Source organism: Thermogemmatispora sp. (assembly GCF_042408735.1).
Classification (GTDB): domain Bacteria; phylum Chloroflexota; class Ktedonobacteria; order Ktedonobacterales; family Ktedonobacteraceae; genus Thermogemmatispora.
In genome coordinates, this window is record NZ_JBHOQV010000136.1 from 167318 (window position 1) to 183851 (window position 16534).

9 protein-coding genes are annotated in these 16534 nt (G+C 61.0%); 7 read left to right on the plus strand and 2 right to left on the minus strand.

From position 1 onward, the window contains the following. Positions 1-267: 267 nt before the first annotated feature. The 5 genes from ACFMO7_RS14680 to ACFMO7_RS14700 all read left to right on the plus strand — a co-directional run bounded on the left by ACFMO7_RS14680 (position 268) and on the right by ACFMO7_RS14700 (position 8338). A complete protein-coding gene (locus ACFMO7_RS14680) occupies positions 268-1902 on the plus strand; it encodes a peptidase MA family metallohydrolase (RefSeq protein ID WP_376796237.1) in 1635 nt (544 codons plus the stop codon). 210 nt (positions 1903-2112) lie between these two features. Further along, the gene (gene dprA / locus ACFMO7_RS14685) at positions 2113-3324 is read left to right on the plus strand and encodes a DNA-processing protein DprA (protein WP_376796238.1); all 1212 of its coding nucleotides are present in this window, start codon (positions 2113-2115) and stop codon (positions 3322-3324) included. Between the two features lie 40 nt (positions 3325-3364). Next, the gene (gene alr, locus ACFMO7_RS14690; protein ID WP_376796239.1) at positions 3365-5950 is read left to right on the plus strand and encodes an alanine racemase; all 2586 of its coding nucleotides are present in this window, start codon (positions 3365-3367) and stop codon (positions 5948-5950) included. Positions 5951-6300: 350 nt separating this feature from the next. Continuing rightward, a complete protein-coding gene (locus tag ACFMO7_RS14695) occupies positions 6301-7182 on the plus strand; it encodes a hypothetical protein (RefSeq protein ID WP_376796240.1) in 882 nt (293 codons plus the stop codon). 379 nt (positions 7183-7561) lie between these two features. Next, entirely contained in the window at positions 7562-8338 is a 777-nt protein-coding gene (locus tag ACFMO7_RS14700; RefSeq protein WP_376796241.1) for a DUF6585 family protein, read from the plus strand. Between the two features lie 327 nt (positions 8339-8665). Here the strand turns inward: ACFMO7_RS14700 and ACFMO7_RS14705 are convergent, their stop codons facing one another. After that, positions 8666-10414 carry an AMP-binding protein gene (locus ACFMO7_RS14705; protein WP_376796242.1) on the minus strand — a complete coding sequence of 583 codons (1749 nt, stop codon included), beginning with the start codon at positions 10412-10414 and terminating at the stop codon, positions 8666-8668. Positions 10415-10796: 382 nt separating this feature from the next. Here ACFMO7_RS14705 and selB point away from each other — a divergent pair, with 382 nt between their 5' ends. Further along, entirely contained in the window at positions 10797-12737 is a 1941-nt protein-coding gene (gene selB / locus ACFMO7_RS14710; protein WP_376796243.1) for a selenocysteine-specific translation elongation factor, read from the plus strand. Between the two features lie 634 nt (positions 12738-13371). Beyond that, positions 13372-15183, plus strand: coding sequence for a Stk1 family PASTA domain-containing Ser/Thr kinase (gene pknB / locus ACFMO7_RS14715; RefSeq protein WP_376796244.1), 1812 nt, complete (start codon positions 13372-13374; stop codon positions 15181-15183). A gap of 437 nt (positions 15184-15620) precedes the next feature. On the opposite strand, the gene ACFMO7_RS14720 is transcribed toward pknB, so the two are convergent. Further along, on the minus strand, positions 15621-16448 hold the full coding sequence (locus tag ACFMO7_RS14720) for a TerC family protein (RefSeq protein ID WP_376796245.1): 828 nt from the start codon (positions 16446-16448) through the stop codon (positions 15621-15623). Between the last annotated feature and the right edge of the window lie 86 nt (positions 16449-16534).

A 16534-nucleotide genomic window follows, 5' to 3' on the forward strand; every position in this document is an offset into this window, starting at 1 on the left:
TGCCTGGTTTGCTCAGCAATCTATCGGACGTAGACACAATAGCACACGGTAAGATAATTGCCTACCGCTATCCCCCTTTCAGGCCATGCCCGCCGACTCCCTTCGCCCCCCGCCAAATATTCCCCTGCAATGGTCGCAAACCACCCTAGACCACGATGCACGCCAGAAACTCTACCAACTCATAGCTTCACATCTCCAGATTAATCATGTACAATACATGGGACAATAGAAGCCTGGGCCGTTCTCTTGCGAAGGAGCAATATAGACATGTTTGTGCGCTACGCTCGCTTGCCGTTGCTTGTCCGAGTTCTTTCCGCTCTTGCTGTTGCCTGGCTACTTACGGGAGGGCCGGCCTCCCCCGCCCTGGCCAGGCAGGCCGCCGATCCGATCTCGGAAACGGTTCAAACCCAGAGCGTCCATTTCCCCAACTATATCGATTTCCAGTTGAGCGCTGTGGATAGCCTGGCCCCTATCACCACCGCCTCTATCCACGTTTCAGTCCCTGTGCTCGATGTTGATGATAACGAGCAGGTCTCGGTTCAAGCAGCGAAAACGATTACTCTGCATTGGCGCATGGATATCAGCGGAGAGAACTATGTTATTCCAGGGGCAACTGTCACTTATTACTGGGAGCTGGGCGATTCTCTAGAGAATGTCCATTTAACGAAATACGTCAGCTTCGTTGTCACCGATACGCGCTTCGCCTGGCAAAGCGCGACCAACGGTTATATGCACCTCCACTGGTATAACGAGACGCCAGGCTTCGGCCAGGCCCTGCTGACCCGCGCCATCTCCGATGAGCAGCATCTGGTGGAGGTGACGGGTCTGAACTACCACCGTGCCTTCGATCTCTGGGTCTATAGCAGCGAGAGCGCTTTCCGCAGCGCTCTTTCTCCCGATACTCTGGAGTGGGTGGGAGGTGAGGCTCTACCGCCTCTCAACGAGGCCTTCTTTATGGTGAGCAGCCTCAATGATGAAACGCTGGTCCGCGATATGCCCCACGAGATGACTCATTTGCTCTTTCATCAGACGGTCCCTATACGTACCGATATCCCGCGCTGGTTCGATGAGGGCCTGGCTGTCTACTGCCAGCTCTACCATGAGCCGGAGATGACTGATCGTCTCAATGAGGCCCTGCGCTCCCATTCGCTGCTGCCGCTGGCCCAGATTGCAGAGCGCTTTCCCAGAGATAGCGATATGGCCTATCTGGCCTATGCAGAGAGCTGGAATCTGGTTGACTATATGTATCGTACCTTCGGCAAAGCAGCGCTCCAGCATCTCTTCCAGCTATTGAGTAGCGGCAGGCAGAACTTCGATGAGGCCCTGCTGGCCTCTATCGGCGAGGACGAGGCCCATCTGGAAAATCAATGGCACCTGGCTCTGCATCAGCCCCCAACCCTCTCGCCCTCGCAGATGCAGACACCCGTCGCTCAGTCGGCCTCGACCTCTCAGCTTCGCTTGCCCGCACCAGCTACCAGCGATAGCCGCGATACAGCCTTGCTTGGACTCGGCGCTATCCTGACGCTGACGGCCCTCCTGGGCACGGCACTGCTCTTGATTTCGCTGCGCAATCAGCGCCTTCAGGCACTGGCCGCGGTGGAGGCAGCCGAGCAGATTCTGGCCTTCAGCCGCAGTGACTGGCAGAGCCGCAGTGACTGGCAGAGCCGCAGTGACTGGCAGAGCCATGGCAACTGGCAGGGATCTTCTCCCGCGGGCGGCTCCTCTCCTTCAGGACCTGGCGGCAGCTCGCCCGGGCGGCCCACTTCTGGGATCTCCGGAGACTTCTCCTACTTTGATCGCGATCGGCCTTCTGGGACTCCAAATGCTCATGAAGGGCCTCCACCACCTCAGGAGCCAGGGCCTGATGACTACTGGCAGAGACCGCCCTTCTCGGGGCGCTAAAGTAAAGAAAGGTTGGGTGACAGGCAGCAGGGTGGCTTCCCCCCTGTTGCCTGCCGCCCAAACCGTCCTTCGCCGCGTTCTGCCTCCTCTGGCACGATACCGCTCAGATCGCGGGCTGGCTCTCGATAAGCAATTTTCTATCTCTGTCAATAAAAAGAAGTTTTTCATCTTGACAAAGAAAAAGGTTGAGATGTGGAAAGGATGTGCGCAATGGGTACAATGGGTGCAATGGGTGATGCTATGGACGATGGGATGGCAGATGCTGCTTCGGGGAACGTGCCAGCCAGCCTTCCCGCCTCCTCCGGCGATTGTTACGCTCTGCCCCTCTCCGACGAAGAGCGCGCTTATTGGGTGGCATTCAGCCGTATTCGGGGGATAGGCCCAGCCAGCTTCAAGAAGCTCCTGAACTCTTTCCACGGCGAGCTGGCCGCCGCCTGGAAAGCCGGGAGAGCAGAGCTGCTCTACGCCGGTCTCCCCGCTCGTCTTGTTGAGAGCCTGCTCCGCCAACGGTCCTTGATCGATCCTGAGGCCGAATTGGCGCGCCTGCAAGACCTGGATATTGAGGCGCTGACGCTCAGAGACCAGCTCTATCCTCCGGCCCTGCGACGCCTGAGCGACGCCCCTCCGGTGCTCTACCTCCGTGGTCAGCTCAGTCCTGGCGATCATTGTGCCCTGGCCATCGTGGGCACGCGTCGCATGAGTGCCTACGGTAAACTGGCGACCGAGCGCCTGGCAAGCGAGCTGGCCCGCCACGGCGTGACAATCGTGAGCGGCCTGGCCCTCGGGGTCGATACGGCAGCCCATACGGCAGCTCTGGCCGCTGGCGGACGCACCATTGCGGTGCTCGCCTGCGGCCTGGATCAGGCCTATCCAGGGTCCAACGTACAACTGGCGCGACGCATTGCTACCTCGGGCCAGGGCGCTTTGCTCAGCGAATACCCTCCTGGGGTCTATCCCGATAGCGGCAATTTTCCGGCTCGCAATCGCATTATTGCCGGCCTGGCGCTGGGAGTCCTGGTGACAGAGGCCCCCCAGAAGAGTGGAGCCTTGATCACGGCTCGCTACGCCCTGGAGGCTGGCCGCGATGTTTTCGCGGTTCCCGGCAATATGTTCTCGCGTGGCAGCGAGGGCGTCAATCGCCTGATCCAGGATGGGGCCCATTTGATTACGGGTGTCCAGGATATCCTCGACGCCCTCAATCTGTTTACGGTTTCACAGTGCCTGGAGCTTCAGGAGGTCCTGCCCGATGATCCGCTAGAGCGCCAACTGCTGGCCTTGCTGAACCATGAGCCACGCCACATCGATGAGCTGATTCGCTCATCAGGCTTGCCCGCGCAAAGTGTGGCCGCGACGTTGCTGACGCTGGAGCTAAAGGGTATGATAAAACAGGTGGGCGCGATGTACTATGTGCTGGCCCGCTAATTCATAGCGCTGCCTGCGCCTGAGAGTAGAGGTCAGCTGTATGATCTTCCTGGATCATCTTCTTGAGGCAACTAGAGGAAGCCTGGCTTTTGCTGGACGACAGCAGCAGTTTCCAGCTTTCAACCATGATACACGTCAGTTGCTGCCCGGTGAGCTTTTTGTGGCGGTGCGCGGCGAGCGCGGCGATGGCCACGATTACTGGCAGGATGCTTTGCGCCGCGGGGCCGGTGGCCTGCTGCTCGAGGGGCGCTACTTCAGCGCACTTTCGGAGGAGCAGCGCGCTACTCTTCAGGAGAGCGGCGCGACTGTGGTGGTGGTCGCCGATACACGCCAGGCGCTGCAGTCCTATGGGCGGGCTATCCTGGCTCGCTGGCAGCCTACGGTGATCGCTGTTACGGGAAGCACGGGGAAGACAACGACAAAGGAAGCTATCGCGCATGTGCTTGAGCGCCACTTCACTACCTTCAGAAGCTGGCAGAATTACAATGATTTGCTGGGCTTGCCCCTCTCTCTAGGTCGCCTGGAGGAGCATCACGAGTATGCAGTGGTTGAGCTGGGTTGCGATCATCCTGGCGAGATCGGCGATCTCTGCCGCATTGCTCAGCCGCGCATTGGAGTGCTGACGACCATTAGTCCCACTCAGTTGCAGTACTTTGGTAGCCTGGAACACCTGGCCGCCGAGCTGGTGAGTCTGGCCGATTATCTGCCCGCCGAGGGGACCCTCGTGGTCAATGGGGATGACGAGCTGATTCGCCGTCTGCTGCGACGGAACGATATCCGCTTGCAGGCTTTTACCGCCACGGTCCTCGAGAAGGTCCTTGTCTCCTGGGAAGGAACCGAGGTTCACTGGTCAGGCACTGGTCAGATGCTCCGAACGCGCCTGCTCGGCTCGCATTTTGCGACGACTATTCTGGCCGCCTGGACGGTAGGCCGTCTGTGCGGATTGAGTGAGGAGCAGATTGCGCAGGCGCTAACGGAGTTTGCTCCTCTGCCAGGCCGTCTGAATCCCTTGCCTGGTCTGCGGGGTTGCTGGCTGCTGGACGATACCCATAATGCTGCTCCGGCTTCGATGCTGGCGGGCCTGACAACGCTGGCACACTTGCCAGCGAGGCGGCGTATCGCCGTGCTGGGCGATATGCTTAATCTGGGGAGCTTCGAGGAGGAGGGCCATGCCCTCGTCGGGCGGGCTGCCGCTAGCCAGGTCGACTATCTGGTGACCCGCGGTGAACGCGCAGCGCTGATCGCTGAAGCGGCGCGTGAGGCCGGCCTGCCCGCCGGTCGGATCGTGCAGACCTCGACGCACGAGGACGCGGCGCGGGCCGTTGCTGCCTTCCTGGAGGAGGCGCCTCAGCCAGCGGCGGGAGAGCCGCGGGATGTAGTGCTCATTAAAGGTTCCGAGGAGGCGCGCATGGAGCGCGTCACAGAGCGACTACTGGCCGATCCCACCCTGGCTCCCGAACGCCTGGTGCGTCAGACCCCCGGCTGGAAGCAGATTGTGCGCATGCGCCCCGAGCGACCAACGTGGCTGGAGATCGATCTGAGTGCGATCGCCAACAATACACGGCGTATTAAGGAGCTGGTAGGGCCGCGGGTCCAGGTACTGGCAAGCTTGAAGGCCGATGCCTATGGCCACGGAGCGCTGAAGGTCGCTCGTACGGTGCTCCTGAATGGAGCCAGCATGTTGGGCGTGGCCACGGTCAGCGAGGCTACTCCCCTGCGCGAGGCGGGGATTATGGCCCCCATTCTGGTCTTTGGCTATGTGCCACACTGGCAGATGCGCGAGGCGGTACGTCTGGGCCTGACGATCACGCTCTACTCCAGTGAGGCAGCTCAGGCGCTCTCGCGGGCCGCCCAGGCCCTCCAGCGGACGGTGAAGGTCCACCTGAAAGTGGATACCGGTATGGGACGCCTGGGTATCCGCGCGGAGGAGATCGAGGCCATCGTGGCGCTGGCGCGCGAGGTCAGGCGCCTGCCAGGTCTGGAGCTGGAGGGGATCTTCACCCATTTCGCGATGGCCGACGCGCGCGATCAGTCGTATACGCGCAAGCAGCTAGCCCGCTTCCAGAGCATCTTGCAGGCCCTGGAGGCCGAGGGACTCCGCCCACCACTGGCGCACGCCGCTAACAGTGCGGCTACCCTGACGGTGCCGGAAGCCCACTTCGATATGGTGCGCCCAGGAATCGCTCTTTATGGTCTTGACCCCTCGCCGGAGGTCCGCCTGCCCCCCGGTTTTCGTCCGGCTCTTTCTTTCAAGACCCAGGTGGCTCAGGTCAAGCTGGTTCCAGAGGGGGAGTGCATCGGCTATGGCTGTACCTACGTGACGACGCGCCCGACACGCATCGCGGTCCTGCCGGTCGGCTACGCGGATGGCTTCCGACGCGCTCCGCGTACCTGGGGTTCTGTCCTGATTCATGGCAGGGAAGCGCCTATCGTAGGCAGGATCTGCATGGATCAGTGCATGATCGATGTGACAGACATTCCCGGGGTGCGCGTGGGCGATGAGGTAGTGCTGATTGGACGACAAGGCGAGGCCGTGCTGACGGCGGAACAGGTGGCCGAGCGCCTGGGGACAATCAATTACGAGGTGGTGTCGGAGATTCTGGCGCGCGTGCCACGGGTCGATTGATTGAGGGCCTTAGCTGGCCACTCGCCGGCCATCGCCCGGGAAAAAGGTCTCGCTGAGACAAAGACCCCTCTCTCCTGGCGCGGTCCAGCACGGCTCTTCTGCGGCGAGCAAGGCCAGGGCATCCACGCAGACAGCCCGGTAGGGGAGGTCCTGGCAAAGATCACGGCCCTTGTCCGTTCTACTGGCTAGAAGATAGACAGTTCTATATATAAAAGAGCGGAGAGCTGACGATGACGAAGGGCCGTGTACCAGGAGATACCTTGCCGGGCCATTCCTTATGGCCTGGGCTTCCGCGGGATCTGCGACGAGTTGTTCGGAGGTCAGTGCAGGCATGGCACGTCGCACTGCTCATGGCTACGCTCGCCCTTAGCTCCTGCATGGGAGCCAATCAGCCCGCCAGCCTGTCGGCTACCCCAGGCCAGCGGCCAGTGACTCCCACGGTGGGGGCGCTAACCTTCGAGCCAGCCGCACAGCCAACGCCCTCGCCGCCCCCCACTACGGCCCCCATCACCCCGGTGGCAACCGCCTCCCCGGTGACGGGCCTGATCAGTGCGGTGGGAGCTTCTCTTCCCTCGGATGAGGAGTGCGCAGCCAGCATTCACTACAGCTCCTGGGAGCCGCGTCCCGACAATAGCGCTGCCAATCACCGCGTGCCAACGGCCCAACAGCTGGCCTCGATCGATCAGTTCTATCCAACCTATACACAGAATCCCCAGGCCAATCGCTACAGCGCGCGCATCAGCGGTCATTTTACGGGGACTACCGATGAAATTATCCAGTGGGTGGCCTGCAAATGGGGGGTCAACGCCGACCTGGTGCGAGCACAGGCCGCGGTCGAGTCCTGGTGGCACCAGAGCACGGCGGCAGGCAAGACGACAGAGAACCGCTACTGTCCGCCGGGCACCTGGAACGGCTCGTCTTGCCCCTCTTTCTACGGCTTGCTACAGATCACCTATCGCTACTTCAGCCACGAGTGGCCGATGATGCGCGATGACACGGCCTTCAATGCCGACTACGTCTATGGGATGATGCGCATGTGCTACGAGGGCCTGGCAAGCCAGCTAGAGGCTGCGACACCGAGCGCTGGCTATCCACGCTACCACGCCGGCGATATCTGGGGCTGCCTCGGCTCCTGGTACAGCGGCCAGTGGTACGATAGCGGCGCCATTCACTATATTCAGGAGGTCCAGAAAACGCTGCAAGAGAAACCGTGGCTGGGTCAATGGTTTTAAGCTGGTCGCTGCAGCAGGCGGAAGGCCCGTCGGCCCTGCTGCCCTATACCAGTCAAAATAGCAGAGGCCAGGCCTGCCAGAGCGTTGGATGAATCGCCGATGAGTAAGCCCGGCTTCAGGCAACGGTTGATCTCTTTGCCCACGCACAGCCCCTTTTCCAGCGCCGACCGTTCTATGCCATCTCGGGACGGCACCGCTTTCAACACGGGAGGAAACCCACCCGCCAGGGAGCAGTAGCAGTAGAAACTATGCTTGCCTTATTTCCCCCCCTTATGGTACTTTCCTAAATAAGGAGCCTTGCGGCGCTATGAGCCTGACAGACTTAGGAAGGTTGCCACTGGCGGTGTCCCTTCCCTGCTTGAAGAAAGGCGGAGCCTCAATGGAACGGCAATTCTCGCTCTTGCAGTCGGTTCCACCCGCTATTATGAGGCAGGCTGAGGCGGAGAGACTCGGCGACTGGCTCTGCGGTTACCGCTTGCCACAGAAAACCTGGGGCTGCCTCTTGTTGCTGCTGCCCTTGCTTTTCTTCGGAACTCTCTGCTTTGGAAACCTGCAGTCTCCCGTTGGTCTGATCATACTCGTGATAACGCTCGCGCTGCTCATCACCTGGGCCATCTGGACATTCGATACCGCCCGTAGCCGCATCGATCTCTTCAGCAACGGTTTTCTCTGGAGCAGCCCCCTCAGCCGGCAAACCTTTCGCTGGGAGGAGATCCAGACCCTCTGGCGCGGCACCTTCCGGGCAACCCAACCACAGGGAGTCGAAACCATCGACACCATCAAGGTAAAACATCGGAACGGCAGTGTCTTCGAGATCTCGACCGTCACTCAACTGAATGAGCACGAGCGAGCGCGCATCTGCGATATCATCGAGAGCTATTTTGTCTCCTTTCACCTGCCCAACCTTCTGGAGCGCTATCAGCGGGGCGAAATCCTGAACTTTGATCCGCTTTTCGTGAGCCGCAGCGGCCTCTCCAATAAGGGCGACTTCTTACCCTGGAGTCAGGTCGAAGCCATCGAGAGCGGGCCAGAGCGCATTGTGATCCGGCGTGAGGGTCGCACCTCCGACTGGTACCATACCTGGGTTCCTCGCCAGCCCAACGCCTGCCTCCTCAAAGCGCTGCTTGAGCTTCTGCAAATGGCCAGTCGCCACTAATCCCTTCCTTCCAGGAGGCCGCTTCTCCCTTCTCCTGTCAGTCTGTTTGTTTGTCAGGCTACGGAAATGCCAGACCGGCTTTTCCGCTGGAAGGGGAACTTTTCCTCCAGACCTGAGCCGGCCGTAGCGATAGCTTGCAGGAGCACTATCTATGGCGGGCCTCCCCCTTCTCCCAAGAGGGACCTCGGACCTCCCCAGGCGAGCGAGCTGGGAGGCGAACATAAAGGCCAGGAGGCCGGCAACAGCTCCCCTGGCCTGGCACCATTACAGGCGCCTCGATAGCGACTAAGGCGGTTGGGGCCGATCGACCGCAGAAACAGGTCAGGACTAGGCCGTTTGGATCCGAGCTACCTCCTGCAGGCCCAGCTCCTGAATGGCCTGCTCACGCATGACAAATTTCTGAATCTTGCCCGTCACGGTCATCGGGAAGCCATCGACAAACTTGATATAGCGCGGGATTTTATAGTGGGCGATCTTCCCCTGACAGAAGGCCCGGATCTCCTCGGCCGTGGCCTGCTCGCCTGGCTTCAGCTTGATCCAGGCCATAATCTCCTCGCCGTACCTGGCATCCGGCACCCCAATCACCTGGACATCGCTGATCTTGGGATGGGTATAGAGAAACTCCTCGATCTCGCGCGGATAGACGTTCTCACCGCCCCGAATGATCATGTCCTTGATGCGCCCCACAATGTTGACATAGCCGTCGGCATCCATGACCGCCAGATCGCCGGTGTGCATCCAGCGCGCCCGATCGATAGCCTGGGCCGTGGCCGCGGGGTTATTCCAATAGCCCAGCATGACGCTGTAGCCCCGCGTGCATAGCTCACCCGGCTGACCCACAGGCACCACCTTGCCGTTGGCCGGATCAACGATCTTGATCTCTAGATGGGGATGCACCTGCCCCACGGTGCTCACCCGCTTCTCTACAGGGTCGTTGAGCCTGGTCTGCGTCGAAACAGGAGAGGTCTCCGTCATGCCATAGCAGATCTCTACCTGCTTCATGTGCATCTTCTCGATGACCTTGCGCATGACCTCGACCGGGCAGGGTGAGCCAGCCATGACGCCGGTACGCAGGCTGCTCAGGTCGAACCGGTCAAATTCGGGATGCTCCAGCTCAGCGATGAACATGGTTGGCACCCCATAGAGAGCCGTACAGCGCTCCTCTTGCACCGCCTCCAGCACAGCCCGCGCCTCAAAGCTCTCCGCCGGGTAGACCATCGTCGCCCCATGCGTCACGCAGCCCAGATTGCCCATCACCATGCCGAAGCAGTGATAGAGCGGCACCGGAATACACAGCCGATCCTCGTGGGTGAAGCCCTGCAAGCGCGCCACGAAATAGCCGTTGTTGAGGATGTTGTGGTGGCTCAGCGTGGCTCCCTTGGGGTAGCCCGTCGTGCCACTAGTATATTGTATGTTAATTGGATCATCAAACTCTTGTTCTCTCTGTCTTGCAGCAAGAGTCTCATCGCTGACAGCCTCAGCCTGAGCCAGCAGCTCGCTCCAGCGCAGCATCCCGGGCACCGCCTGCGCGCCGAGCTGGACGATCAGGCGCAGTTCAGGCAGGCGGGCGGCCTGCAGCTCGCCCGGCTTGCAGCTTGCCAGCTCGGGGGCCAGCGAGATCAGCATCTCAATATAGTTGGAAGACTTAAAAGCGGCTGCCGTGATCAGCGCCTTACAACCCGACTGAGTGAGGGCGTACTCGACCTCGTGCAAGCGATAAGCGGGATTGATATTGACCAGAATGGCCCCGATCTTGGCGGTTGCAAACTGAGTGATACACCACTCGGCGCAGTTGGGGGCCCAGATACCGACCCTTTCTCCTTTCTCGATGCCGAGCTGGATGAGCGCTTTGGCGCAGCGATTAACCTCCGCCTGTAACTGGCGGTAGGTGAGGCGGATACCCTGGTGGCGAGCGATCAGAGCGGGATGGTCGGGGAAGCGTTCGACCGTTTGATCGAAGAGGTCGCCAATGGTCAGCCCCAGCAGCGGGACATCGCTGGGACCGCTGGCATAGCTCCATCGCCGAGCCACAGGCGGTGTGGCCTTCTCAGAGGCAGATGGTTCTGTCATGGTCATGGTGCTTTCTCCTCTGATGCTGAACAGGACAACAGGGCGCTATAGGGCAGGCAGGACCGCGCCTATCCCTCCACAGCTAGGGTAGCCAATGCTCGACCAAAAATCAAGTTTCTCTTTACCTCTCCGGTTTCCCAGAACGAGCCTCTGCCTCAGCCTCCCTCTCACCAAGCAGACGTCCGCACCGGTCGATCCAGTCAGGCCGCTGCGCTGCCGCAGAGAAGACTCCATTAGGCACTTGCCAGACTGCGATGTATACTGTAAAGAGGCTCTCTTCCCTGCTCCTGCAGAGAGAGGGAGTCAGCCGCCAACCTTCAGCAGAAAGAAAAAGATCGACAGCGCGTGCATTCTTTGGAATTCAAAGAATCCAGCTCATCCTGCGATTATGACATGCATTGGAACAGCCGGGCACATTGATCACGGCAAATCCACCCTGGTGAAGGCCCTGACAGGCATCGATCCGGATCGTCTGGCAGAAGAGAAAGCGCGGGGGATGACGATCGATCTGGGCTTTGCCTGGCTGACGCTGCCGAACGGCCGCGAGGTCAGCCTGATCGATGTACCAGGACATGAAGGCTTCATCAAGAACATGTTGGCCGGTGTAGGCGGCATCGATGTGGCCCTGTTGGTAGTGGCCGCCGACGAGGGAGTAATGCCCCAGACCCGCGAGCATCTGGCCATACTCGACCTCTTGCAAGTCCGCTGCGGTGTCGTCGCCCTGACCAAGGCCGACCTGGTAGATGAGGAATGGCTCGGCCTTGTCAGCGAAGAGATCGCGGCGCTCCTGCGCCCCACCAGCCTGAGCGGCTTCCCCATTGTCCCAGTCTCGGCCATCGATGGACAAGGGATAGCCACCCTGCTCCGCCACCTGCAAGAAGCCTGCGCGCGGGCACCAGAGCGCCCCGATCGGGGACGTCCTCGCCTCCCTATCGACCGCGTCTTTAGCCTTCCTGGCTTTGGGACCATCGTCACGGGAACGCTCATCGACGGGTCCTTCCAGGTGGGACAAGAGGTCGAGATCCTGCCGCGTGGTCTCAAGGCCCGTATCCGTTCGCTCCAGCGCCATCGCCAGGTGATCAGCCTTGCTCAGCCAGGAGAACGCACCGCCCTCAACCTGGCCGGCATTGCCCGCCAGGAGGTGGCCCGAGGCGATGTGGTGACCCTCCCGGGCCTGCTGCAGCCAACCACGCTCATCGATGTCCGCCTTCGCCTGCTCCTGGAGGCCCCGCGCCCGCTGAGCCATAACGCCCTGGTCGATTTCTACTGCGGTGCCCAGGTCGTACCCGCCACCGTGCGCCTGCTGGAAGGCGACGAGCTGCAGCCAGGAGAAAGCGCCTGGGCCCAGCTACGCCTGCAGGAGGCGACCGTTGTCGAGCGCCACGACCGCTTCATTGTGCGCATCCCCTCGCCCAGCCTGACGATCGGCGGCGGGGAGGTCCTTGATGCCCACCCACGCTATCATCGCCGCCACCGCCGCGAGGTCCTTCAGCATCTGGAAACACTGGCCCAGGGCGACCCTCAAGCCATCATCATGGCGCATCTCGAGCAGCCACTACACCGCTCACCAGGTTCGGCCCGCTCTCCCTGGCCAGCCTACGAGCTGGCCGAGCTGGCCCGCCTGAGTAATCTCACCCAGCCTGTGACGCAGCAGGCCCTGGAGACGTTGTTAACACAGAGACGAGTGCGGCGTGTGGGAACATACTGGCTCGCGCTCAGTGTCTGGCAGGCCCTCAGCGAGGAGGCCCTCCACCTGGTCCGCAACTACCATGAGCAGTTTCCGCTGCGCAGCGGACTGTCGAAAGAGGAATGGCGCTCCCGCCTTCACCTGTCTCCGCGCCTGGCAACAGAGGTCTTCGAAACCCTACGGCGCGAGGGCCTGCTCACAGAGGCCGGCAGCGCTGGTCTGCTTCGTCTCCCCGACTTCGTACCAACCTTTAGCGCCGAGCAGCAAAAGCAGGTAGAGCGCCTGCTTCAGATCTTTAGAGAAAATCCGTTTATACCGCCAACCCGTGGGGAGGCCGAAGCCCTCGTGGGAAGCGAGCTGCTTAATGCGCTGATTGAACGCGGCGAACTAGTGAAGGTGGGGGATGGCAGCATCCTTTTTCTGCGCGAGGCGTATGAGAGAGCGGTAGCCCTTATCACATCCCATTTGCAAGAGCATGGTACCATTACTGTAGCTCAGGCACGCGACCTGCTGGGTACCACACGCAAGTACGTCTTGCCTCTCCTGGAACACATGGATGAAGAGCGTATCACGCGCAGGGTCGGCGATACTCGTCTTCTCGCCTCCCAGACGGCAGGTGCCAGAAAGCCGGGCAGCGAGTAGCGAGCATGGCCAACTGCCGGATGGGTCAGGAACTCTGAGTTTGGGCCAGCCCTGGGAGGGCAGCCACCACAGAGCCAGTTGCTGATCTGCCAAGAGTGCATCCGAGGGAGTTGCCCAAGGCCCACCGAAAAGATGTTCCCAATGGAGATAGGATGCGCTACAATAAGGAGCGAACTGTAGTTTACCGGGTATCCTGCGTTTATCGTCCATAGCAGGGCATTTGTGAAAGAACACCTCGTCCCATCCGGAGGGCACGCTCGCTGGAGCGTGGAAACAGCGGGCCAGGCTAGTCGGTCGAGCCGGGTAAGGCTGAGCGGACCAGGCAGGCAAGAGAGCCAGGCGAGGCGGCGGAGGCTAGAGAGAGGACAGGGGCCAGCCGGCAGGGCAGGACAGGATAAGGCAGGGCAGGCCAGGCCACGTCATCCCCAACCAGGCTCGGAGCGAAAGCAGGCAGACAGATTATCGGTCGCCGCGGGGGGAGGAAAAAGGGAGACGACCAGGCCGGCGGGTTTGGTTGGAAGGGAGCACACGGAAAGGCCAGCCAGAACAGGAGAGAGGCGGAAGGCCGGCCCGACCACCAGGCTGAAGCCCTTGTGGCCCCTCCTGATAAGCTGTACGGTCAAAGCGGAGAGCTATGCAAACTGAAGTTCTGGGCGAGCGATACCAGCTATTAGACCCCATCGGTCGGGGGGGCATGGCAACTATTTACCGCGGGCGGGACCTGCGCATGGATCGCCCTGTGGCGATTAAGGTACTGCGCGAGGTCTATAGTACCGACCCGAAGTTTGTCACGCGCTTCCAGCGCGAGGCGAAGGCCGCCTCTGCCCTGCAACACCCGAATATTGTTCAGGTCTACGATTACGGGCAGAGCGAGGGGAACTACTATATCGTCATGGAGCTGGTCGAGGGGACAGACCTGCGCCGCTATTTGCGCTCCCGGGGCGTGCTGGACGTGGAGCGCGCGGTGATTATTGCCCACGATGTCGCCCTCGGCCTCGGCGCCGCCCATCGCCGCGGAATCGTCCATCGCGACGTGAAGCCCCAGAATATCCTGGTCGGGCGCGATGGCTCGATCAAGCTGACCGATTTCGGTATCGCCAGCGTTTACAAGGATATTAACGCCGAGCGCCTCACTACCACCGGCATGACGCTCGGCACGGTGCAGTACTACGCTCCCGAACAGGCCCAGGGCGAGATCGTTAGCCCGGCCGCCGATGTCTACGCTCTCGGCATCGTGATGTACGAGATGCTGACCGGACGCACTCCTTTCGAGGGCGATACTCCGGTCGCCGTGGCCATGCAACATATCCAGGACCCGCCGGTGCCTCCCAGCCACTATAATCCGGCCATCCCTCCGGCCCTCGAAGAGATTATCCTCCGCTGCCTGGAGAAAATCCCTGAGATGCGTTATCGCGATGGCAGCGCCCTGGCACGCGCCCTGGAGGCTCTCGGCGAGACCGAGCTGGCAGAGCCAGCCGCCGATGTGGCCGCAGCGCCAACAATGGTTACTTCTCCTTATCGTCCATCAACTTCCGGCTTCGGGCACGGCCTGGGCAACGAGGCCCCAGCACCCGCTGTCGCTCCCGGCTACGATCAGCACCCCCTCGCCGCCGGCGCTGCCACAGCTTCTCCCTATCCTCCAGAGGCGGCCCCCGCCCCCGCACCAGGCCCCTATGGGGGATTTGTCCAGTCAGGCACTACTCGTCCTTTTCAGCGCGATGCTATTGCCGGTACGCGCGGTTCACGCTTAGCTGGTATTATCACCGCTCTTATCCTTATCGCCACCGTGCTGCTGCTGGGCTTCAGCATCTACCTGGCCTCTATCCTGGGATTTATACCTTTTCTACACCTTTCCGGCCAGGCAACGCCAACCCCACCCGAGGTGCCCGTTCCTTCGCTGATTGGACTGACCTATCAGCAGGCTCTGACCCGCGCCACCAACGCCGGCTTTGTGCTGCAGGTTCACAACGGCCTGACCTCGGGCTACGTGGTACGGCAATCGCCGCAGCCTCCCGCTCTGGCCCCACGTGGCTCAACCATCCTGGTCGACCTGCAAGAGCGACCGACGCGGGTCATCGTCCCCGACGGGCTGGTTGGTAACACGCTGGCTGGAGCAGAACGCATTCTGCGCAGCCAGGGCATCCCCTTCACAGTCCAGTCCGACGGGATCGACCCCACCAAGCCGGCTAACTACGTCGACCGCACCTCTCCCAAGAGCGGCGAGGAGCTGCCCAATGGCCAGAGCGTGATCCTCTACGTAGTCAATTTGAGCACCGGCTCGCCCACCACGGCGCCGACGGCGACGGCGACCCAGAAGCCATCGCCAACACCTTCGCCGACGCCATCGCCAACACCTTCGCCGACGCCGTCGCCAACACCATCACCGACACCGTCGCCGACCGCTCATCCCTTCCCGACATTGACAGTCCCGCCGGTGTCTCCATAGGCGGGCCGGAAGGCCGACTGACCGCTGTTTAGAGGCGGTTGGGAGGTCATAGATCCAGCGACCTGCCCTATAAAACAGATGCGGCAACAGCAGGCGCTCCATCCCAGGGAGCTTCTCCTCCGAGTGGAGAAGCTCCCTGGGATGTATTTTCGGCCTTGTCCAAAGATATGGAGCCTCTTTCCCACTTCTTAGATGATTAAAAATATATACGTCGCAAAAAGACTGAACATGGCTTCATTCCTCGAATCGGTACGGAATGAGCGCCTGGTTGCCTGGATAGCAGACAACCAGGGGAGAGCAAAGCCCAAAAGGGGCCAGGCCGAGGGGAGACGGCCCGCCTCCCTTGGTGGCTTCGGCAGAAGCTCATCTTCAGGAGAAGCCAGGCCGGCGCTCCAGAGACGGCAGACAGGCAGGCGGACAGGGGCGGGTGGCTCAGCTCAACGAGAAGGGGGAGAAGAGGAATGCAGGTAGCGCTGATGGCGCTGTTGGAAATAGGCTACCAGGCCCATGGCTCCAACAAAGAGGAAGGTTCCCAGATAGACAGCCAGCTCATGATTCTGGAGGAAGCTGATAGCGGGATCGTTGATGATTAGATTGCCCGCCACCCAGGCCAGAATGAAACTGGCTACCAGGGTCAGGCCGGGCAGCCGACTGAGAATCTCAGCGATCAGGGCGCTGCCCAGGAGCAAAAGGAGGATGCTGGTCAAGAGGCCGATGATCAAGATCGGGAGCTGTCCCTGAGCAATGGCTCCGATGGCGATCACGTTATCCAGGCTCATGGTCACGTCGGCCACCAGGATAGTGAGCATGGCCAGCACGAAGGCGGTGTTTTCCGGCGAAAGGTGGCGCTCCAGCAGGCGGCGAAGATAGGGAGCCTTGTCCAGAACACTAGCAGGACCTTCCTTCAGCGACTGCGAGGTCCGCGCAACCGTGCCGACCGGGAGTGCATTGGCAGAGGCAGCCGGAGGCTCTTTTTCCTCTGCCGAGCCTCGACTGAAAAAGAGGCGGGCAGCGATCGAGAGCACCACAAGGCCACCGATGGCCTGAAGATAGGGAATCTGGAGAAGCCAGCTAGCGAGAGCGGTGAATGTGAGGCGCAAGAAAATGGCCAGGCCCCCGCCGAGTGCCAGGGCCGTCCAGCGTCGTTGGCGTGGGATGCCCACCGTAGCCGCACCGATCACCAGAGCATTATCGCCACTTAGAGCGAGGTCAACCAGAATAATACCGCCGACGGTGCTGAGAAACTGCAGCCAGGTCTGCGGCATCTCAAACCCCCTTCATGAGATCGAGACTGATGGCGATCCCGCGCAGAGCCAGAAGAAGGTCCATCACATCGATATGCCTGGTCAGG

Excerpts from the sequence above, each read along its gene's own strand:
- ACFMO7_RS14680 (WP_376796237.1), top strand. The coding sequence starts at position 268 with ATGTTTGTGCGCTACGCTCGCTTGCCGTTGCTTGTCCGAGTTCTTTCC.
- dprA (WP_376796238.1), top strand. The coding sequence starts at position 2,113 with ATGGGTACAATGGGTGCAATGGGTGATGCTATGGACGATGGGATGGCA.
- alr (WP_376796239.1), top strand. The coding sequence starts at position 3,365 with ATGATCTTCCTGGATCATCTTCTTGAGGCAACTAGAGGAAGCCTGGCT.
- ACFMO7_RS14695 (WP_376796240.1), top strand. The coding sequence starts at position 6,301 with ATGGCTACGCTCGCCCTTAGCTCCTGCATGGGAGCCAATCAGCCCGCC.
- ACFMO7_RS14700 (WP_376796241.1), top strand. The coding sequence starts at position 7,562 with ATGGAACGGCAATTCTCGCTCTTGCAGTCGGTTCCACCCGCTATTATG.
- ACFMO7_RS14705 (WP_376796242.1), bottom strand. The coding sequence starts at position 10,414 with ATGACCATGACAGAACCATCTGCCTCTGAGAAGGCCACACCGCCTGTG.
- selB (WP_376796243.1), top strand. The coding sequence starts at position 10,797 with ATGACATGCATTGGAACAGCCGGGCACATTGATCACGGCAAATCCACC.
- pknB (WP_376796244.1), top strand. The coding sequence starts at position 13,372 with ATGCAAACTGAAGTTCTGGGCGAGCGATACCAGCTATTAGACCCCATC.
- ACFMO7_RS14720 (WP_376796245.1), bottom strand. The coding sequence starts at position 16,448 with ATGCCGCAGACCTGGCTGCAGTTTCTCAGCACCGTCGGCGGTATTATT.